At 39.3% G+C, this 20,555-nt stretch carries 18 protein-coding genes; 8 read left to right on the top strand and 10 right to left on the bottom strand.

The features are described from left to right. Positions 1 to 146 precede the first annotated feature (146 nt). The 4 genes from radA to DUT70_RS11585 form a co-directional block, all read right to left on the bottom strand. A complete protein-coding gene (gene radA / locus DUT70_RS11600; protein WP_113647495.1) occupies positions 147 to 1,523 on the bottom strand; it encodes a DNA repair protein RadA in 1,377 nt (458 codons plus the stop codon). A gap of 138 nt (positions 1,524 to 1,661) precedes the next feature. Beyond that, positions 1,662 to 3,209, bottom strand: coding sequence for an Rne/Rng family ribonuclease (locus DUT70_RS11595; RefSeq protein ID WP_113647494.1), 1,548 nt, complete (start codon positions 3,207 to 3,209; stop codon positions 1,662 to 1,664). A 239-nt stretch (positions 3,210 to 3,448) separates the two neighbouring features. Then, entirely contained in the window at positions 3,449 to 4,297 is an 849-nt protein-coding gene (locus tag DUT70_RS11590) for a tetratricopeptide repeat protein (protein WP_113647493.1), read from the bottom strand. A 12-nt stretch (positions 4,298 to 4,309) separates the two neighbouring features. After that, on the bottom strand, positions 4,310 to 4,612 hold the full coding sequence (locus tag DUT70_RS11585) for an HU family DNA-binding protein (RefSeq protein ID WP_113647492.1): 303 nt from the start codon (positions 4,610 to 4,612) through the stop codon (positions 4,310 to 4,312). Between the two features lie 174 nt (positions 4,613 to 4,786). On the opposite strand from DUT70_RS11585, the gene mutY reads away from it, so the two are divergent. Together mutY and DUT70_RS11575 are read left to right on the top strand one after the other, a co-directional pair. After that, positions 4,787 to 5,833, top strand: coding sequence for an A/G-specific adenine glycosylase (mutY, locus tag DUT70_RS11580; protein WP_113647491.1), 1,047 nt, complete (start codon positions 4,787 to 4,789; stop codon positions 5,831 to 5,833). A gap of 12 nt (positions 5,834 to 5,845) precedes the next feature. Then, positions 5,846 to 6,283, top strand: coding sequence for a single-stranded DNA-binding protein (locus DUT70_RS11575; protein ID WP_113647490.1), 438 nt, complete (start codon positions 5,846 to 5,848; stop codon positions 6,281 to 6,283). A 72-nt stretch (positions 6,284 to 6,355) separates the two neighbouring features. Here the strand turns inward: DUT70_RS11575 and glmS are convergent, their stop codons facing one another. The 3 genes from glmS to DUT70_RS11560 form a co-directional block, all read right to left on the bottom strand. Beyond that, positions 6,356 to 8,194 carry a glutamine--fructose-6-phosphate transaminase (isomerizing) gene (gene glmS / locus DUT70_RS11570; RefSeq protein WP_113647489.1) on the bottom strand — a complete coding sequence of 613 codons (1,839 nt, stop codon included), beginning with the start codon at positions 8,192 to 8,194 and terminating at the stop codon, positions 6,356 to 6,358. 82 nt (positions 8,195 to 8,276) lie between these two features. Further along, complete coding sequence (locus DUT70_RS11565; RefSeq protein ID WP_113647488.1) at positions 8,277 to 9,719, bottom strand: DUF4270 family protein; 1,443 nt, start codon at positions 9,717 to 9,719, stop codon at positions 8,277 to 8,279. Between the two features lie 24 nt (positions 9,720 to 9,743). After that, positions 9,744 to 10,568, bottom strand: a complete 825-nt coding sequence (locus DUT70_RS11560) for a glycogen/starch synthase (protein ID WP_113647739.1) — start codon at positions 10,566 to 10,568, stop codon at positions 9,744 to 9,746. A gap of 112 nt (positions 10,569 to 10,680) precedes the next feature. Here DUT70_RS11560 and panC point away from each other — a divergent pair, with 112 nt between their 5' ends. Further along, positions 10,681 to 11,565: a pantoate--beta-alanine ligase gene (gene panC, locus DUT70_RS11555; protein ID WP_240432088.1), complete on the top strand. Its 885-nt coding sequence runs from the start codon at positions 10,681 to 10,683 to the stop codon at positions 11,563 to 11,565. 72 nt (positions 11,566 to 11,637) lie between these two features. After that, positions 11,638 to 11,988, top strand: coding sequence for an aspartate 1-decarboxylase (gene panD / locus DUT70_RS11550; protein WP_113647487.1), 351 nt, complete (start codon positions 11,638 to 11,640; stop codon positions 11,986 to 11,988). 6 nt (positions 11,989 to 11,994) lie between these two features. Here the strand turns inward: panD and DUT70_RS11545 are convergent, their stop codons facing one another. Beyond that, positions 11,995 to 14,373: an outer membrane beta-barrel protein gene (locus DUT70_RS11545; protein ID WP_113647486.1), complete on the bottom strand. Its 2,379-nt coding sequence runs from the start codon at positions 14,371 to 14,373 to the stop codon at positions 11,995 to 11,997. A 108-nt stretch (positions 14,374 to 14,481) separates the two neighbouring features. Further along, positions 14,482 to 15,555 carry a helix-turn-helix domain-containing protein gene (locus tag DUT70_RS11540; protein WP_113647485.1) on the bottom strand — a complete coding sequence of 358 codons (1,074 nt, stop codon included), beginning with the start codon at positions 15,553 to 15,555 and terminating at the stop codon, positions 14,482 to 14,484. A gap of 180 nt (positions 15,556 to 15,735) precedes the next feature. On the opposite strand from DUT70_RS11540, the gene DUT70_RS11535 reads away from it, so the two are divergent. Next, positions 15,736 to 16,875, top strand: a complete 1,140-nt coding sequence (locus DUT70_RS11535; RefSeq protein WP_113647484.1) for an acyl-CoA dehydrogenase — start codon at positions 15,736 to 15,738, stop codon at positions 16,873 to 16,875. Positions 16,876 to 16,981: 106 nt separating this feature from the next. Here DUT70_RS11535 and DUT70_RS11530 read toward each other — a convergent pair whose 3' ends face one another. Further along, a complete protein-coding gene (locus tag DUT70_RS11530; RefSeq protein WP_113647737.1) occupies positions 16,982 to 17,329 on the bottom strand; it encodes a phage holin family protein in 348 nt (115 codons plus the stop codon). 17 nt (positions 17,330 to 17,346) lie between these two features. On the opposite strand from DUT70_RS11530, the gene DUT70_RS11525 reads away from it, so the two are divergent. From DUT70_RS11525 to DUT70_RS11515, 3 genes are all read left to right on the top strand, one after another. After that, on the top strand, positions 17,347 to 17,766 hold the full coding sequence (locus tag DUT70_RS11525) for a hypothetical protein (RefSeq protein ID WP_113647483.1): 420 nt from the start codon (positions 17,347 to 17,349) through the stop codon (positions 17,764 to 17,766). Between the two features lie 76 nt (positions 17,767 to 17,842). Beyond that, positions 17,843 to 19,141, top strand: a complete 1,299-nt coding sequence (locus DUT70_RS21330) for a hypothetical protein (protein WP_205529788.1) — start codon at positions 17,843 to 17,845, stop codon at positions 19,139 to 19,141. A gap of 62 nt (positions 19,142 to 19,203) precedes the next feature. After that, entirely contained in the window at positions 19,204 to 20,466 is a 1,263-nt protein-coding gene (locus DUT70_RS11515; RefSeq protein ID WP_113647482.1) for an MFS transporter, read from the top strand. Positions 20,467 to 20,555: the final 89 nt, after the last annotated feature.

Genomic DNA, 20,555 nt, shown 5'->3' with positions numbered 1-20,555 from the left:
CTATTTTGTTTTAATATGTAGTTAAGATTGAGGAGCAAAGATATTTAAATCTTTCTAAATAACTATCCATGATCAAACTTAGATTTTCTGTTGCTCTAAAAACGCCAAAAAGATATTTGTAGTACAAATGGATAATTTTTTTTCAGTTAGCCGAATAAAGCAGAGAAAACCTCCTCAATTTTGGAAACGGTAATTAACTCAATCTTAAACTTATCCTTATTAAAGCCTTTTTGGTTGTAACTTGAAATAAAGATTTTTTCAAAGCCTAATTTCTCCGCCTCTGAGATGCGCTGTTCAATTCTATTAACCGCTCTTATTTCTCCAGAAAGCCCTACTTCGGCCGCAAAACATATCTTTGATGAGATAGCAATATCTTCATGAGAAGAAATAATGGCAGCAATGATAGAAAGGTCTATCGCTGGATCCTCAACTTTAATGCCTCCTGCAATATTTAAGAAGACGTCTTTGGCACTTAATCGAAATCCACATCTTTTTTCTAGCACTGCCAAAAGCATATTCATGCGCTTGGTGTCAAACCCTGTAGCAGAACGTTGCGGAGTACCATAGGCAGAAGTACTTACTAACGCTTGTGTTTCAATCACCATTGGTCTGGCCCCTTCAATAGTAGCACCAATCGTGATACCAGTCAGTTCTTCGTCACGTTGTGAAAGCAATACTTCCGAAGGATTGGAAACTTCTCTTAAGCCATTTCCATGCATGGCGTAGATCCCTAATTCGGCAGCGGCTCCAAAACGGTTTTTAATAGAGCGTAGAATGCGATAAATATGGTGCCTGTCGCCTTCAAACTGTAAAACGGTGTCTACCATATGTTCCAATATCTTTGGCCCCGCAATGGCCCCGTCTTTAGTGATATGTCCAATCAGAAAAACAGGAGTGGCGGTCTCTTTCGCAAATCTCAATAGTTCTGCGGTACATTCTCTTACTTGGGAAACACTGCCTGGGGTTGATTCGATATGAGCCGAATGCAGGGTCTGTATCGAGTCGACCACTAAAATCTCAGGCTGTAGTTGCTCCAGTTGTTTGAAAATATTTTGGGTTGATGTTTCCGTAAGAATGAAGCAATTGGCTTTTGGTGTTTTGGTAATGCGCTCCGCACGCATTTTGATCTGTTGTTCGCTCTCTTCTCCTGATACGTACAAAACACGTTTTTGGTTAATATTTAAGGCCAATTGGAGCATCAGTGTTGACTTGCCAATACCAGGTTCGCCGCCAATTAACGTCACAGAACCAGGAACCAAACCACCGCCTAAAACTCGGTCGAGTTCTGCATCGCCAGTAAGCATCCTCTCTTCGGTAGCACTGGTAATGTCTTCCAGCTTGCTGGGCTTGGCCACTCTTTGTTGCCCAGTAGAGGATTTCCATATGGCTGACCCAGCAGAAGGTTTTTCAACCACTTCTTCTACAAAGGTATTCCACTGTTGACATGAGGGGCATTTACCTAGCCACTTGGCCGATTCGTAGCCACAGCTCTGACAGAAATATGCTGATTTGATTTTAGCCAATTGATGTTAGTTTTTAGATTGACGAACTACAACTTGTTATCGTTTTATATTTTACGAATTTAGACTTAATCGTTTGGAAATACTAGGCGAGTTTTAAACAAAAAAGTCCCGATTTTCATCGAGACTTTTAATATTTTGTTAAAGTTTGATTTCTTCATCTTTAGAAGACAAGAAGTGGAACTCCGTGAGGTGATAAGAAGATATCGCCTTCACTTTCACCCATTGTCCAAATTTGAAGAACCATTTCCATTGTAAGGAAACCAACCCTTTTTTAATAAACGCAGCAATGTAAGGGTGTACATTTAGCGTAATATTTTTTTCGTTTTGCTCACGTAGGATGTAAGTCAAGTTGCTTTCAATGTCGTCCATCAACACAATACTTGCCTTTATTTCCCCAGTGCCATCACAGGTTGGACATTTTTCAACCGTTACGATGTTCATCTCTGGTCTTACCCTTTGACGAGTAATTTGTACCAAACCAAATTTGCTAGGAGGTAAAATGGTATGTTTTGCTCTGTCCTGAAGCATTAACTCCCTCAGGTGGTCAAACAACACTTTTCTATTAGCTGGCTTGTGCATGTCAATAAAATCAATGACCACAATGCCACCCATATCTCTTAGCCTTAATTGGCGGGCAATTTCTTTAGCGGCTTCTTTATTCACCTGAAGCGCATTTTCTTCTTGGTTTTCTTTGCTAGCGGTTCTATTGCCACTATTTACGTCTATTACGTGCAAAGCTTCAGTATGTTCTACCACTAGGTAGGCACCTCCTGCCAAGTTTACAGTTTTTCCAAAACCGTTCTTAATTTGTTTTTCAACCCCAAAATGGTCAAAAATAGGCTCTTTATGCCTGTATTGCTTTACAATGCGTTCCATTTCTGGAGAAATTTCGTGCACGTAAGAGCGAATGTCTTCGAATAATGCTTGGTCGTTTACATAAACGTTGGCGAAATCGGTACTTAAAATATCGCGGATAAGCGTTGATGTCCTATCCATTTCACCCCAAACACGCTTAGATGGCTCCGTTTCGGGCAGCTTCTTCATGAAGCTCTCCCATTTGGAAATAGAGTCCAGTAAGTCTTTTTGTAATTCCGTAACGCCCTTTCCTTCAGAAACTGTTCTAATGATTACTCCAAAATTTTTGGGCTTTATACTTTCAATGATCTTTTTTAGGCGACCACGTTCAGTATTGCTTTTTATTTTTTTTGAAATGGAGATCACATTCGAAAAAGGAACCAGTACTGTATATCTTCCAGCAATGGAAAGATCCGAACTTAATCTGGGTCCTTTTGTAGAAATGGGTTCTTTGGCGATCTGTACTGGTACCAGTAAATTTTTGCTAACAACTTCCGAGATTTTCCCGGCCTTATTGATGTCGGCCTCTAATTTAAAGTTATCCAATAAAGTGCCCGGTGTGCCGTTACGTCTAATCTTTGTTAGCTTTATCAGAGATTGTACCTGAGGACCTAAATCAAAGTAATGCAAAAATGCATCTTTCTCGTAACCAACATCTACAAACGCAGCATTTAGGCCGGGCATAATCTTTTTAATGCGGCCTAAATAAATATCGCCTACAGCGTAGTTGTTGTTAACGTGTTCTTTGTGAAGCTCAACAAGTTGCTTGTCTTCTATTAAAGCTATGGTTACTCCCGTAGGAGTAGAATCTATTATTAATTCCTTTACCAAAGCTACAGATTTTAAGGCTTTAAAGCCTTATTAACACATGGACCAAAAAACATAGAATCCAAAAGTAAATACTTTTGAGCATTTACCTTTGGCCAAAACACTTAAGAAAAATTATTTTTTCTTGTGTCTGTTTTTTCTTAAACGTTTTTTGCGTTTGTGGGTAGCCATTTTATGTCTTTTTCTTTTTTTACCGCTTGGCATAATTTTGAAGTTTTAAATGTTTTTATTAATTCTATAATTTATTTTTTCAACTCAGCTACCTTCTTATCTATGAAACCAGATAATGTAGGGTTGGCTGCGAGTTTTTTGCTTTGTAGATAGGCGTCAATAGCCTCTTGGTTTTTCCCAAGGTTTTCATAGGCAGTAGCCAAATAGAAATACGCATCAGGAGTAGCCTTAATGTTTTTGATCAAATCCTCAAAGCGGGTAATGGCCTTGTCAAACTGACCAGATTTAATGGCGAACAAACCTAAGTTCATGTTTGCCTTAAAGTTTTTTGGATCTTTTTTAACCACGTCTAACAACATGGCAATACCTTCCATAGGAGCACCCATGCCGTTTACTACGGTGATACCCATTCCAGTTTTCGCATCTAAGTCTGTCGAGTCAATAGCAACAGCTTTGGTAAATGCTTGATTTGCTTTTTGGAGCATGGCAGGCTTCACTAAACTATCTTGTGTATTGTCAAAAGCTTTTAGGAAACGATCACCAGCTTTAACCCAATTTTGTAATGAAGATTGTTCTTTGGCAACTTCTTCTAAATAAAGCGCACTAGGAATAGCTTGTTCCAAATCATCCCATTTTTGAGCTAAAACCTTTGCTTGGTTTGCTTTTTCTTCGCCCTGTGCTTTTTGGAATGCACTTTCTAAAGAAGTGAATTCCTTTGCGGCAGCATTGCTGATTAAGTTTTTAGCTGTCGCCGAAGCTTCTGCCAAACTAACGCCTGGGGTTGCTGCTTCCTGTGGCATTCCCACGGTAGCATCATCCTTCGGTTTTACCAGTCCTTTAATATCTTGGCTAAATAAAAAGCCCACAAGCAATACAATACCTGCAATAATTACAATCTGTGTGGTGCGTGGGCTTTTCATAAAAGTCAAATATTAAGCTTCTGCTTTAAGTTTTTTAGTGCTGTTTTTCACTTTGTCAACAAATACTTTTGCTGGCTTAAAGCTAGGAACAAAATGTTCTGGAATAATGATCGCGGTGTTTTTAGAGATATTTCTAGCAGTTTTTTGAGCTCTTTTCTTTACTACAAAACTGCCAAAACCTCTTACGTAAACATTTTCGCCGTTAATCATATTGTTTTTGATTACTTTGAAAAATGCCTCCACTGTCTCTTGAACGTCAACTTTCTCAATCCCTGTCTTTGTTGATATTTCAGCAATAATATCTGCCTTAGTCATATTTCTAAAATTAATTAATTATTGTGTGTGTTTTTTAATTACATCTGATTTGGGGTTGCAAAAGTATTGCTTTTTAACGAGATAGGAAAATAAAAGATGATTTATTTCTGTCTATAACCATCATGGCATTGCAAGTTTTACAGTTTTAACTGCTTTTATTGTACTTTTGTTACAATGTCTTTTCAGTCCGAAATTGTTAAATGGTACTTTGTAAATAAGCGTGATCTGCCTTGGAGAGAGACCACGGATCCTTATGTAATTTGGCTTTCAGAAATTATCCTTCAACAGACTAGGGTAGAACAGGGCCTCCCTTATTTTCTGAAATTTTTGGAGAATTTTCCTGATGTTAAGGCTTTTGCGAATGCTTCCGAAGAACGTGTGCTAAAGCTTTGGCAGGGTTTGGGGTATTATTCAAGGGGACGTAATATGCTGTATACGGCTAAATATGTAGTGGATCATTTCGAAGGAAATTTTCCTACAGCTTATCAGGATTTGTTAAAGCTAAAAGGGATAGGTGGCTATACTGCTGCAGCTATTTCTTCTTTTTCGAGCAACGAAAAGCAAGCCGTGGTAGATGGCAACGTTTACCGTGTGTTAGCTCGTTACTTTGGAATTGAAGAGGCCATCAACTCACCAAAAGGGCAAAAACAATTTGCTCAGTTGGCACAAGAGCTCATCCAAGATCAAGAGCCTGCCATATATAACCAAGCCATTATGGAGTTTGGAGCATTGCATTGCAAGCCAAAATCACCCCTTTGCAACCAATGTCCAGTACAGCCAGGCTGTTATGCCTATCAACATCAAAAGGTAGAGCAATTACCCTTGAAGCTCAAAAAAGTTAAAATAAGAAAACGGTGGTTTAATTATTTTGTTGGTATAAATGATGATGAAATACTCGCCAAGCAAAGACAGCCTGGTGATGTTTGGCAACAACTATATGATTTTCCTCTGATAGAATCGGAACAGGAGGTAACGATTGACGATGTGGCGCTGTTGGCTAAAGTGCACGAACTGTTTGGAAAAAACGTAGAGCTTACGGTTTTAGAAAGTAAAAAACATGTTTTAACGCACCAAACAATATATGTTCAATTTTTTGCAATAGATAATTATATTGTTAACTTTAATCAACACACCGAAATTAAATCGGTTAAATTAACGACATTTAAACAATTACCTCATCCCAAAATTATTGGGGATTTTATTGAAAAACATATAGACTAATCAAATATATTTATGTCAGGTATTAACAAAGTAATCTTAGTGGGGCACTTGGGAAAGGACCCCGAAGTTAGACATTTGGAAGGCGGTGTTACCGTTGCAAGTTTCCCCTTAGCTACTTCAGAGACATTTAACAAGGACGGTAAACGAGTTGAACAAACTGAATGGCACAATATTGTGTTGTGGAGAGGCTTGGCTGAAGTAGCTTCAAAGTATCTTCAAAAAGGAAAGCTGGTTTACATAGAAGGTAAACTGAGGACACGTTCGTTCGAAGACAAGGAAAAAGTGAAAAAATACGTTACAGAAGTGGTGGCTGAAAACTTTACCATGTTAGGCAGAAAAAGCGATTTTGAACCAAATGCTCCAACAAATGGCAACAGCAGCAATATTAATAATAAAATAGAAGACGATTTTTCAACTTCCATTGACGAAACAGGAGATTTGCCTTTTTAAGTAAATGATAATACAATAACTAACCAAAAATAAAAAAGACAAAAAAAGCCCCGCACTTGCGGGGCTTTTCTTTTATTCAACTGTTACGGATTTAGCTAGGTTTCTAGGCTGGTCAACGTTACAGCCTCTCATTACTGCAATGTGATAAGAAAGCAACTGCAGCGGAATGGTGGCCAATAATGGCAAGAAGGCTTCACTGGCATCGGGAATTTCAATGCAGTAGTCGGCCATTTTTTTCACTTCTGTATCGCCTTCGGTAACAATGGCAATTACTTTTCCTTTTCTGGCTTTTACTTCCTGAATATTGCTAATCACTTTTTCGTAAGAAGAATTTTTGGTGGCGATAAATACCACAGGCATCTCTTCGTCTATTAAAGCAATTGGTCCGTGTTTCATTTCTGCGGCAGGATAACCTTCGGCATGGATGTAGGAAATTTCTTTCAGTTTTAAAGCTCCCTCTAAAGCTACAGGAAAACCGCTTCCCCTACCTAAAAACAGACAGTTTCTGGCATCCTTAATTTTGGAAGAGATTTCTTGAATCAAATCGTTGGAAAGCAAAGCGGTTTGTATTTTCTCGGGAATACAATCTAGTTCAGTAAGCAATTCTCTTAATTTTGAGCTGGTTAACGTGCCTTTTTGCTGTGCCATATAAAAGGCCATTAACGTAAGCACGGTTACCTGCGCCGTAAAGGCTTTGGTAGAGGCTACGCCAATTTCAGGGCCTGCGTGGGTATATACCCCAGCATGTGTGATACGAGGAATGGAGGCGCCAACGACATTACATATTCCAAAAATGGTCGCTCCTTTTTCTTTTGCCATTTCTATGGCTGCCATGGTGTCGGCGGTTTCGCCTGACTGTGAAATGGCAATCACTACATCCTTTTCGGTAATAATCGGATTTCTATATCTGAATTCCGAAGCATACTCCACTTCTACTGGGATACGTGCATATTCCTCAATTAAATACTCGCCTACCAAGCCTGCGTGCCACGAGGTACCGCAAGCTACGATAATAATGCGATCAATGTTTTTCAGCTTATCCGCAAATTCCTTGATTCCGCCTAGTTGTACTTGTCCTTCTTCTGGATAAATACGGCCTCTCATACAATCGCGAATAGACCTTGGTTGTTCGTAGATCTCCTTTAGCATGAAATGTTCGTAGCCGCCTTTTTCCAGCATTTCTAGCTTTAATTCCAGCTCTTGTATATATGGTGTTTGTACAACATTGTCCAGGCGTTTGATCTCTAGCTCATCACGCTTTAAAAAAGCAATTTCATTATCATTTAAATAGATCACATTTTTGGTGTACTCTACAATTGGCGTTGCATCCGAAGCAATGAAGTACTCACCTTGGCCAACACCAATCACCATTGGACTGCCTTTTCTTGCGGCAATTAGCTGGTTTGGATTTTCTTCGTCCATAATGACGATGGCATAAGCTCCAGTGACCTCGTTTAGTGCTAAACGGACAGCCTCGGTCAAGTCAATATTGTTGTTTTGATAGATGTCTTCGATCAGGTGAATCAACACTTCTGTATCGGTGTCGCTACTAAAAGAGTGACCTCTTGAAATAAGTTCTTCTTTCAGGGTCGAATAGTTTTCTATGATGCCATTATGGATGATGCTGAGGTTTCCTTTTTGAGAAGTGTGAGGATGCGAATTTCTATCAGAAGGGGCTCCATGAGTCGCCCAGCGGGTATGACCCATGCCTATTGTACCAGAAAGATTTTTATCAGCAGCAAAATCTTCGAGCTCTTTTACCTTTCCTGCTTTCTTATATATGTTCAAGTTTTCATGGTCTATCAAGGCAATTCCTGCGCTGTCATATCCTCTATATTCTAGTCTTTTTAGACCTTTTAAAACGATTGGCCAAGCTTCTCTAAAGCCAATATAGCCTACAATTCCACACATGTTTTTTTGGGGGTTAAAAATATAAATCCCCCTAAAGTATTTCTTTAGAGGGATTTTATCAAACGTTTGCGTAATTTTTTCGCTAGTTCGCTTTTGTATAGTAAATGTTGAGTTTAATCAGGTTCGCACCAGCTGCGGGACTCTTCTGGAAGCTGCCGATTATTGCCCGTGAAGCTGCACCAAATGAAGGCATATATTCAAAAGTGGCAGTAGGGGTAACGGCCAGATAAGTGCCATAGTCTTCCGTTTTACCATCTAATAAATCTTGCATGTAAGCAGTAACTATAAATACATATCTCTTTTTGGTTGAGTCAAAATATCCCCCAAATACAGATGGATTTGCTCTTGGGTCTCCCGCTGTAGTCACACCGTCGCCAGCATCATTATCAGGTAAGTTTTTTCGTTGCCCTGCAATGTCTGTTCTGTATAGGGCAATCCTTGGTGCGGCTCTAAAAGGAGCAATATCGGTTCCGCTGCTTAAATCAACAATTAGCTCGGCCTTGTTTACAATCATTTTGCCGCCAACCTCAGTTTTCATTTTTTGGAGATAAGGGAAAGAAATCTTAGTTCTTAGGCCTCCTAGTGGTTTCAAGTAGGTCGTAGGAAATTGTTGTTTTGGATTTGTAACAAGGGCATCAAGTTGGGTTTGTACTTGCGTTGAATAGGTGTGCGATACGCTAGCACCCAAAGGAGATGTGCTTGTAGATATTGGAAAGTTTACAGAAACCGTATCCGTTAAAGTGGTTGTAGTTGCATTCTGTTTTCTGTAATACAACATTACACCTGAACCAGCTGTGCTTGCAAAATTAAAGAACATTACGCCGCCATTGCCCATAGTGCTTTGTGCAGAAGGTTTAATTTGAACGTATAAGCCTTTAAACGCATCTTGGAAATAGGAATTGTATTTTAAAGAAGTTGCGGGTAGATTTACAATATTGCTGGTGATAAAGCTGTTACTTAATTTTACACGAAGTTGCGGCGTATTCGTCTTAATGGTGTCTTTAGCTCCAGTAAGCACATCGGTAACCTTAATTGGCGTGGTTGGAAAAACCTTGCCAGTATAATTGGCCACTACAGTGCTATTAAATGGATAAGTTCTGTTGCTTAAGAATGTGTTCTCTTTGGCCAGGTTGTTATTAAGCTGATGCACATCAACGTTATAGGTAGCAGTACTATCTCCGTAGAATTCTCCAGCATAATTTAACACTAATACTGCAGAGTCTAATACTGCGTTTGTGCCAAAACTATAAGCATCGCTAGGAACATTTATAGATAAGGCTAGGCTAGAAGCAGTTGATCCTAAAGCTGGATCATTAAGAAAGCCAAAAGGGTATCTAGTAAGTGCACTGGTGTTGCCAGCATCGTCTTTCACCGTTCTGGAGCTAATGGTTGCAGTATCAATCAAGTTACCCTGTATCACATTGGAAGGATCTACTTCCAAGCCAATGGTAGAAGTACGTTCGCACGAGGCGAAAAGAAAAAGACTTATCAACAAGGTCAATAAGTCTAATTTTATAAATTTCATATTTATTATCAAATAAAGCCTTTGTTACGCTAAAGAAACCAATTCATCACTGGCAACTTCTTCATAAAAAGAGTAGAAGCTGTCATAATTTTCGGTTAAATTAAAAGCTAAAGTTGGTTTATTAGAATCTTTAACAAATTTTAACACCGCTTCATCTATCTTCTCATCGGCTAATACTACTGCGTCAGAGTGAGTTATAGCGCCAATATGCAAGCTGTTACAATCGCTTTCTTCAAAAGCTTTTGTATCGTCTGCAGTCATGTGATTCATGATCGCCTTCTTGTGGAAGTCTGCATTTAATTTTTCGCTAAAGCAGTTTTCGTAAACCGAATAAACAACCTTTGAATTTTTAAAGGTAGGGTCGTTTTTGTAAGTGGTTTTGATGTATGCAGGAACTAAAGCGGTCATCCAGCCATGGCAGTGTACCACGTCAGGCGACCAGCCCAATTTTTTAACGGTTTCCAATGCTCCTTTACAGAAAAAGATGGTTCTTTCATCATTGTCTGCATAGAACTTGTTCTCTTTGTCCCTAAACACGTACTTCCTTTGGAAATAATCTTCGTTGTCCAAGAAATACACTTGCATACGAGCCGCTGGTATCGACGCCACTTTAATGATCAAAGGGTTGTCGTTATCATCAATAATGATGTTCATCCCTGATAATCGGATCACCTCGTGCAACCTATTTCTTCTTTCATTAATGTTGCCAAATTTGGGCATCAAGATGCGGATTTCAAATCCTTTTTCCTGCATAGCCTGCGGTAATTGGCGAGTAATTTCAGAAATTTTGGTGAGTTCGAGGAAAGGCGACATCTCGTGGGTAATAATCAGTAGCTTCGTTTTTGCCATCTCCATATATTATTAAATTACTGTTAATTTAAAGATTATCAAGGGGCAAAGGTACGGAAAATATTAATATTTATCAATATCTTGCTATTCCCGCTTTGTAAGTTTTACAGAAATGCTCAATTTAGCAGCCTCAAAACAAAACACCATATTGAAAGTAATAGCAACCTTAGCTGAACTTCAGAGCTCGCTAACACCTTTGAAAACAAGTGGCTTGAAAATAGCATTGGTGCCTACCATGGGCGCTTTGCACCAAGGTCATCTTTCACTTATTGCCGAAGCGCAAAAATTAGCAGATATAGTCGTTTGCAGTATTTTTGTGAACCCAACGCAGTTTACGGATCCTAAAGATTTGGAGAAATACCCACGTCCCTTAGCTCACGATATTAAGATGCTTACTGAAGCAGGCTGTAATTTTGTGTTCATGCCTTCGGTAAAGGAAATGTACCCCAGCTATCCAACACCAGAGCAATGGAAAATAGATTTAGGAGAAGCTGAGTTTGTGTTGGAAGGCGAATTTAGAAAAGGGCATTACCAAGGGGTTACCCAAATTGTTTTTAAACTTTTTGATGCGGTAAAACCTGATGTGGCGATGTTTGGTCAAAAGGATTTTCAGCAGGTACTGATGATCAAGAATATGGTGAAGGAGCTTGGTTTGGACGTACAAATTGCCGTTTGTCCAATTATAAGGGAAGTTGATGGGTTGGCCATGAGCTCTAGAAATATACATTTGAGCCAAAGTGATCGAGAGCATGCGCTAGTGCTAAGTAGAGCGTTGTTTTATATAGATGCAAATTATGATCGTTTAGAACTTGACCAACTTTTAGAAGAGGCTGAGGCGATGATCAATACGGTACCGGGCGTAGAATTGGATTATTTGACTATTGCCAATGGAGATACCCTTTTGCCTGTTGAACAAAAAACCAAACAAGACACGGTGGTTTTAGTTGCCGCAAAGGTTGGCCAAACGAGGTTGATTGACAATGTCATCATTAATTAGTGAGACTTTTTGTGACTTTAAACTGAAAACTGCTTCATGCAAACTCTAAAACTTAATTCCTAACTTTGCCAAATGATTATCGAGATTCTGAAATCGAAAATACACCGTGTTAAGGTAACCCAAGCAGAGCTTAACTATGTAGGTAGCATCACCATTGATGAAGATTTGATGGACGCAGCAAACATTATCGCCAATGAAAAGGTTCAAATTGTGAATAACAATAATGGTGAGCGTTTTGAAACCTATGTCATCAAAGGAGAAAGGGGAACGGGTACCATTTGCTTAAACGGTGCTGCCGCAAGAAGAGTACAGGTGGGTGATATCCTTATCATTATATCTTATGGTTCGTTGCCTATGGAGGAAGCGAAAAAGTACCAGCCGATTTTGGTTTTTCCTGACGATAACAACCGTTTGTTGAAATAAGAGCCATTAATTGGCTCTGTTTTCTTCATCACTGCGCTTATTCTCCTTGGATTTGTAGGTAGAGCTGCCAAAGTTGTAGGTAATGCCCAACACCAGTCTCTGCGCTGCAAAATAATGGTAGAAATCGTTATTGATAATGCTTTTCTCCCTAAAGATCAGTCTCCTCTTCAGGTTGTCAAAAGCATCGTAAAGCGTAAGCCTGGTATTGAGCTTGTTTTTAAACCATGCTTTTTGCATCCCAAAATCTATTCCATATACTGGTGACATAATGTACAAACCATTGCCACTTTTCGATTCGTAGCTGTAACTTACATCGAATAGCAAGCTTTTAAGGGTAAGTATCTGACTGCCGTTGATGGTATAATTATGTATGGGTATGCGATAAGTTTTTCCAAAATAAGGCGTAAGCTCTTTGTTGTAAAATAAGCCTAAGTTATGCGTCATGCGCCACCACTTGTTAACCGTAATTGGTGAGCTGACCTGAATGTTTGCAAAATTTCGATAAGGGAGGTTTCTGCCCAAAAAAATCAACTCGTCTGTTGCTGGGTTATATTCTGGATAACGAGACATGACATCTGTTTCTCGCCCTGCGTTTAATGAAATGTTAAGGCTCTTTCTGCTGTAGGTTAATGCAAACAGGCTGGTGGTAGACGGTTGCAAGTAAGGGTTTCCTATCCAATAATGCCTAGGGCTGTAGTAAAAACGAAAAGGGTTGAGTGCGGCAAAAGTTGGTCTTGTGATACGCCTACTATAATTAAAACTAAGTTGCTCGGTGTTGCTCAAAGTGTAATTTAAATTGATGCTGGGTAGCCACTTCAAGTAATCCCTTTCAGTAAGTTGTCCAGTAGTGATTGAATTGGCCACGCTGCGGGTGTGCTCAGTCCTTAATCCAATACTATAGCTAAACTTTTTCCATTGGCCTAAATAAGAAAAATATGCAGCGCTAATATATTCCTGATAACGAAATTGATTGCTGCGCTTTAGGTCTATACTGAAAATATCATTGCCTAGAGTATCATAACGGAGATTGTTATGGGTTGAAGTGTAAGCAAATTTAGCCCCCATTTCTAGCTTTTGTGCGCCAATGTTTTGGGTATAATCAGCTTGCGCATTTCTAATCAGGATATTGTTTTTTGAATCTGTTTTCCAATAGCTCAATAAATCTTGCGCAAGCAAATCACGATTTTGGATGTCTTCTGTTTGTAGATTGTTAATTTGCGACAAAGAGGCGATGATATGCAGCTCGCTGTTTTTAAAGCGGGCATCGTAATTAAGTCCTCCAGTGTAATGATGTTGTTTTGGGCGTGCGTCATTGTCACTTTTAACGAGGGCAATGGTATTTTGTTGACGGTTGTCTTGAGTGATGAGATGGTTTGCACTAACAGCATTGCGCTTAACTTGAAGCGTACGTACAAAAACTTCTAGGCTTTGCGTTGGTTTTATTTCATAGGCTAAGTGTGCCTGTACATTAAAATTCTGGTTTGCTGTAGCCGTACGGGTATCGGTGGTCATGGCGTTACTATTGGCTAAAAACTGCAAGGCGTGATATCTGTAATAAGTGCTTCCTGCGGTATGGCCAAGCGTAAGCTGATAGCTTAATCGTTCTGTTTTGTATCCCAAGGAAAGGTTGTGTTCAAGTAGACTGTAGTTGTTGCGTTGGAGCCTAGCGTTATAACTGCCCTTGAGCCCTAAAGATTGATTACGCTTTAACTTTACATCAATAATGCCTTGGTATTCTCCATCGTATTTGGAAGACGGCTGATTAATGATTTCAATCGATTCAACCATTTCTGGAGATAATCCGCTTAAATAGGTTAGTATTTCTTCGCTACTCATGTTGGCGGGTTTGCCGTCTACGAATAAAGTTGGTGTAGCTCTGCTGGCCAATTGCATGCTTCCATCCTGGCCCACTTGTAGGCCTGGCAGTTTTCTAAAAACATCGAGTAAATTGGCCGACGATTTAAAGAAAGCATTATTGGCTATGCCAATTTTTAGTTGTCCGTTTTTGGTGCTAAAAGAGGGCAGGCCTCCAGTAATGGTTACTTCTTTTAGTAAACTTGGATCTTCTGTAAGAATGATATCCCCTAAGTTGATCGCTTTGCTAAGCTGATGGTTGACAATGATACTTCTTTCTGTTTTCTGATAACCCATTAACGTCGCCAGTAGCGTGTATTTTCCATTTTTAATTTCCCTAAACTCAAAATTTCCTAAGGTGTCGCTACCAGTGTATTTAGCTGGAGTAGTTTTATCTTCATTGATTAAGGAGAGGTTGGCTAATATTAGGCCTTTCTTCGTGTTCCCATCAATTAATCGACCACTAATAGTTTGTGCTTTTGCAGTAAGTAATATTCCTAAAAATAGGCTTAACCCTAAAATAAATTTCATTACGCGTGTATTTGGATTTTTGTTGAAGTCCAAAACTATGCGAGGATGAAAGGAAAGAGGTTTTGATTCTCAGATTTAGGAGTTCGGAATTATAAATCTATACCTATATCAGGATACGACAATAACCGATAATTGCTCTTTGTAGAGAGTGGGGGTAGTATTTTTATGTTTTTTAAAAGTGCTGTAAAAAGTAGACTTGGAGTTAAAGCCGACTTCATACCCAATGGCCTCTAGCTTAACGTGCTGCTGTTTGGCAATCATTTGGCAAGCTTCGTTCACTCGGTATTCGTTAATATAAGCTGCAAAACTTTTGCCAAGGTTGTCGTTTAGTAACTGGGAAAGCTGATGTCCCGAAATACCCATTTTACTGGCTAAGTCGTTCAGTTTAAGATCGGGGTTTTTGTAAAGGGCCCCTTCCGAAATTATCCGATCTAGTTTTGTGGTAAGGGCCACCGCCTGCTGCTCGTTAATTTTTTTATTGGCATAGCGCACAGCTTCCGTCTTCCCTGAAAGCAGATTTTCCCCTCTTCTTTTACTCATAAATAACAAAGTGTTGAGATAAAGGGCAAGAGAGAAAAATAAAGCTCCACTAATACAATATCCGTTAAAGAAAGAAAAAATTGGAAGTTTAAAAGCCAACGGGACAATTAAGTTAGCGATAAAAACAGAGAGCAATAGTTTTTCCGTAGTGGGTAATTGTTCTCTTTTTAACACTTTAATGAATGTTGGTTTAAGTAGCCAAGCAGAAAGAATGTTATAGATTGTAAATTGTGCTGCGACAATAGTCCACACATAGTCGTTCCATAAACCAGGATAACTATCGTATGGCGCAATCAGGCTTACGGCAATAATGGCCCCAGTCCAAAAGGCGTAAGTGCATTTGGCAATGGTTAAGTTCTTTTGTGACAGTCCCGATGCCGATTTAATGAAGTAGAAAAGCGAAGGGCCTACCCAAGAACTGAATAAAATGCCTATTTGAATATAAATGCCTGGTAAATCTGGATAGAAGTAAAAAATAAAGGACTTGCTGATTTTTAAGCATAGCGATAACAGAAATAAACCCAAGAAAGCTGATGTTGCAGAAAGAGGTTTTTTAAAGGCCAGCAAATAGATGCTAATGATAAAGCCATTGAAAACACCTAAGGCGCCAAAGAAAAATAAAATTTGCTGACCGAAGTTCATTTAACAAAAATAGCATTCTTGTGTAAACTCCATAAGACTTGGGCATATCGATTTAAAGAATGTCAATAGTTAAGTCACCTAAACATCTTTATCTCCAAAATGTGGCATGAAATAAATGTTATGTTTGCATAGTATTATTTGAAAAATACTATCTTTGAAATCTAACCAATTTACCTTTTTATGCATTTTGAATTAAGCGAAGAGCAGCAAATGATTAGGCAAGCAGCCAGAGATTTTGCCCAAAATGAATTAAAGCCCGGTGTAATAGACCGAGATGAACATCAAAAATTTCCAGCTGAACAAGTTAAAAAGCTTGGGGAGTTGGGTTTTTTGGGAATGATGGTTGATCCAAAGTACAATGGTGGAGGAATGGATAGCGTTTCTTACGCCCTAGTAATGGAAGAGCTTTCGAAAGTAGATGCCTCCGCTTCCGTAGTCGTTTCTGTAAACAACTCACTGGTTTGTTACGGACTAGAAAAATATGGCACTGAAGCACAAAAGGAAAAATATTTGAAGCCACTAGCGGCAGGTACGCAAATTGGTGCCTTCTGCCTTTCTGAACCAGAAGCAGGATCAGATGCGACTTCGCAACAAACTACAGCCGAAGATAAAGGCGACTATTATCTTTTAAACGGGACCAAAAACTGGATTACCAATGGAAGTACTGCCAGTACTTATTTGGTGATTGCGCAAACCCACAAAGAATTAAAACACAAGGGCATCAACGCATTTATCGTTGAAAAAGGAACCCCTGGTTTTACTATCGGACCTAAAGAAAACAAATTGGGTATTCGTGGATCTGATACCCACTCATTAATGTTCAATGATGTAAAAGTGCCTAAAGAAAACCGTATTGGCGAAGATGGCTTTGGCTTTAAGTTTGCCATGAAAACCTTAGAAGGTGGGCGTATTGGTATTGCCGCACAGGCTTTAGGTATTGCTGCAGGGGCCTATGAGCTTGCTTTGGCTTACTCTAAAGAACGTAAAGCCTTTGGTAAGCCTATTGCTGATCATCAAGCCATTGCATTTAAACTTGCCGATATGGCGACACAAATCGAGGCCGCTAGATTGTTAGTGCACAAAGCTGCTTGGCTGAAAGATCAGGGCTTATCTTACACATTGGAAGGTTCTATGGCTAAATTATTTGCCAGTAAAGTAGCGATGGATGTTACGGTAGAAGCCGTACAAATTCATGGCGGTTACGGTTTTGTGAAAGAATATCACGTCGAACGATTGATGAGAGATGCTAAAATCACCCAGATTTACGAGGGTACTTCAGAAATTCAGAGAGTAGTCATCAGCAGAAGCGTATTGGGTTAAAGCATTATTGCCTTCCAATAAAGCGCTGCTTTATTTCTTATTCGACTCTTTTTCGGTATTTGCAATGCATCGCATTTGCTGAACAAGAGTCGGATATTTTTTATGCCTATGATTCTGCAGTGCCAAAAGCAGCATCCAAAATCATCTTGATAACGGTAACGGCAATGGCAAGAATTGCTGCGGATAAAAATCCTGAAGTATTAAAGCCAGTCATCCAACTATCCACCAATAAAATCATCAGTACTGATATAATGAATGATACCAGTCCCAAGGTTAAAAAATTGAGGACAAAAGTAAATACTCGCAGTATCAGCCCTATGGTTGCATTGGCTGCAGCAATTAAAAGAGCGGCAATAATGGCACTTCCATAACCATCTACACTAACGCCGGGTACCAAATAAGCCCCGATCAATACGGCAAGACCCATCAATAGTACTTCTAAAATTAGCTTAATCATAGTAACTTCGTAAAATGTTTAGCAAAATAACACTAATTATTGCATGTTGTTTAATTTTTAGCTCCTGTTTTTTCAAGGGAGATAAAAGTTTAGATATTCGCTTTTCTAGCGATAGCACCAAAATTGAGTTGAATGGTATAGAAGAGGCCAATCTTTTTCAGCTCCGTAAGCACCTAACTGATACCGTATTTGCAGAAACCCTGCTGAGCGTAGAGGCGGTAGATCAAGAGAACCAAGGAGCGGACAGTTTGATAAAAGGAAATTTAGAAGTGGTGGGCAATACGCTTGTCTTCACGCCTCATCAGCCATTTATAAAAGGAACTACTTATGTGGTGCAAACGGTACTGAATTCGAGCTTTGGAAAAACAAAGGATATTCTTAAATCTGATTTGGGGCACAATCCTAAACTTCAGGAGAAAAGCTTGGAGCGGTAGCTAGCGTTTCTCTAAAAGAGATCAGATTTGTATTTCAATCTTTAACGTAACTTTTAACCATTTAAATAACGAAATAATGAAAAAACAATTAGTATCTATGAAAGGCAACCAAAATTTTCGAGACTATAAAATCAAGTTTTTATTGATGATTTCTTGTGTAATAGGATTCATTAACGTAAATGCGCAAACACTGCAAGAAGTTACCGATAATGGTGCTTCTACAAATAGACCTATAACGGCGAAATCATACCTAGCTGTGGGCGGTTCATTTTCTGGGTCGACATTGCCTTCGCATATAGCCTCTCTTTCTGGCTTTCAAATTTTGGGAGATATTGCAAACGTGAGTCAAAATGGAATAACTTACTCCAGTGGTGGGGGTGGTGGTGCCGCAATAGGCTTCTTTAGAGGAGGAAGCTATGAAACTGGCATTGATTTCTACACGAACTATACTTCTGGCTCAGGAAATTTAACACACGCTTTAAGGATTGATAGCCATGGAAATTTAGGTTTAGGGACCGCGACACCAACAGAAAAGCTTGATGTAAATGGCAATGTAATATGGAATGGATATAAAGCGGGTAATATACGGGCATTAAATATAGGATATAGTGGAGGTAATTATGGAGGTATTGGCTATAATGTAGATTTTACGACCGTAACGGGTATATTCAATAGGCCGTCCAATGATCAAAGTAGCTATTTGGAATTTACCTATGGTGGGTTCAAATTTTATGGAAATGCTCGTTCTATTGGTGCTTATGGTGTAAATTTGGGAGGTGGAACAGACAATTTAAACCTTTTTGCAACGATTACAAATCAGGGGAATTTTGGTATAGGAGTTACCGCTCCAGAAGCAAAATTGCATACTAGCGGGGATAGAGTTATGTTTACTCGGTCTGGAGGCGAACATAATTTGTTGTTCGGTGACGAAAGTGCTAGATATTTTTCTCTATATACACCTGAGGGAGCTGCTCGAGCTACTCTTAAAAATTATACCAATAATATAGATATCATTACCTTCCTACAGGATGGTAACGTTGGTATTGGAACCGATGCCCCTCAAGAAAAACTATCTGTAAATGGAAGAGTCAGAGCTAAGGAAATTAAAGTGGAAACAGCCAATTGGCCAGATTATGTTTTTGCAGACGATTATCAACAACAGACTTTGCCAGAACTGGAACAGTTTATCAAAAAGAACAAACACTTACCAGAGGTGCCATCGGCTAAAGAGGCAGAAAAAAATGGTGTGGCTTTGGGGGAGATGAACAAAATCTTGTTAAAAAAGATCGAAGAATTGACTTTGCATTTAATTGAAAAGGACAAGACCCTTACTGAATTAACTAAGAGAGTTGAACGTTTGGAGAAAAAGAATTGAAGGAATAGATAAAAAATCAAAATGCTAAATGATCACTATCTTTAGCGGCTAAACTCCTCCTGATGTCCGAGCAAAAAACCAGCACATTTACCAGTTATCAGAAATTAGTAATCTTATTACTAGCGTTAACGCAATTTTCTGTTATTCTTGATTTTATGGTGATGTCGCCTTTAGGGGATATTCTGATGAAGTCCTTGAGCCTTAGCCCTAAGGAGTTTGCGGTAGTGGTTTCGGCTTATGCATTAAGTGCTGGGATCTCGGGACTGTTAACCGCGGGTTTTGCCGATAAATTTGGTCGTAAAAAACTGCTATTGTTTTTTTATGCAGGCTTTATATTGGGTACTGTTTTTTGTGGTTTATCCCATACTTATGTGGAATTAGTAGCGGCTCGCATCATTACGGGTATTTTCGGTGGCGTAATCAGTTCTATAGGCATGGCCATCATCACCGATTTGTTTAGTCTGCAACAACGCGGCAGGGTAATGGGTTTTGTGCAAATGGCCTTTGGTGCAAGTCAAGTATTGGGCGTTCCCATTGGACTTTATTTAGCCAACCTTTGGGGTTGGGAAGCGCCCTTTTGGCTCGTGGTGGGGATAGCGGTTGTTACTGCAATTTTCATTGCCATCAAACTGCGGCCAGTAACCGAGCATCTTTTCCTTAAAAAAGAAAAAACAGCCATTGCCCATTTGTGGCATACCATTAAACAAAAGAAACATCGTATCGGCTTTACCTCTACGGCGCTACTTTCTATTGGCGGCTTTATGATGATGCCTTTTGGTAGCGCCTTTGCCGTCAATAATCTTGGTATCACCGAAAACCAATTGCCTATGCTGTTCATGGTTTCAGGACTAAGCTCCTTAATTATCCTCCCAATGATTGGAAAACTGAGTGATAAAATAAGCAAGTTGAAGATCTTTACCGTGGCTTCGTTATGGATGATGGCGATGTGCGTGGTTTATACCAATCTTTCAATCACTCCATTTTTAGTGGTGATTTTAATTAATGTGTTAATGATGATGGGTGTAATGAGCCGGATGATTCCTTCACAGGCACTTACTTCAGCAATTCCTGAACCACAGGATAGAGGGGCTTTTATGAGTATCAATACCTCGTTGCAGCAAATAGCTGGTGGCGTAGCCTCCATTGCAGCAGGACTTATCGTGACTTCAAAAGGTAAAGGGCAGCCCTTAGAGCATTATGACATGGTGGCCTATGTCATTGTTGTGATCAGCTTGATCAGTATTTGGTTAATGGGAAGGGTAAATAAAATTGTACAGGCTAAGGCGACGAAATTGCCAACTAGTGCTCCAGTGATGGAACACTAATTCTCTTGATTTTGGTTTCTAAGGTATTCACGCTAAGAAGTATTGATTTTTTAAATTAAATTATTTTTGTATCTTTGCAAAGCAAAACA

It is taken from the genome of Pedobacter chitinilyticus, assembly GCF_003313385.1.
Lineage (GTDB): Bacteria > Bacteroidota > Bacteroidia > Sphingobacteriales > Sphingobacteriaceae > Pedobacter > Pedobacter chitinilyticus.
This window is presented reverse-complemented; position numbering and strand designations above follow the sequence as displayed.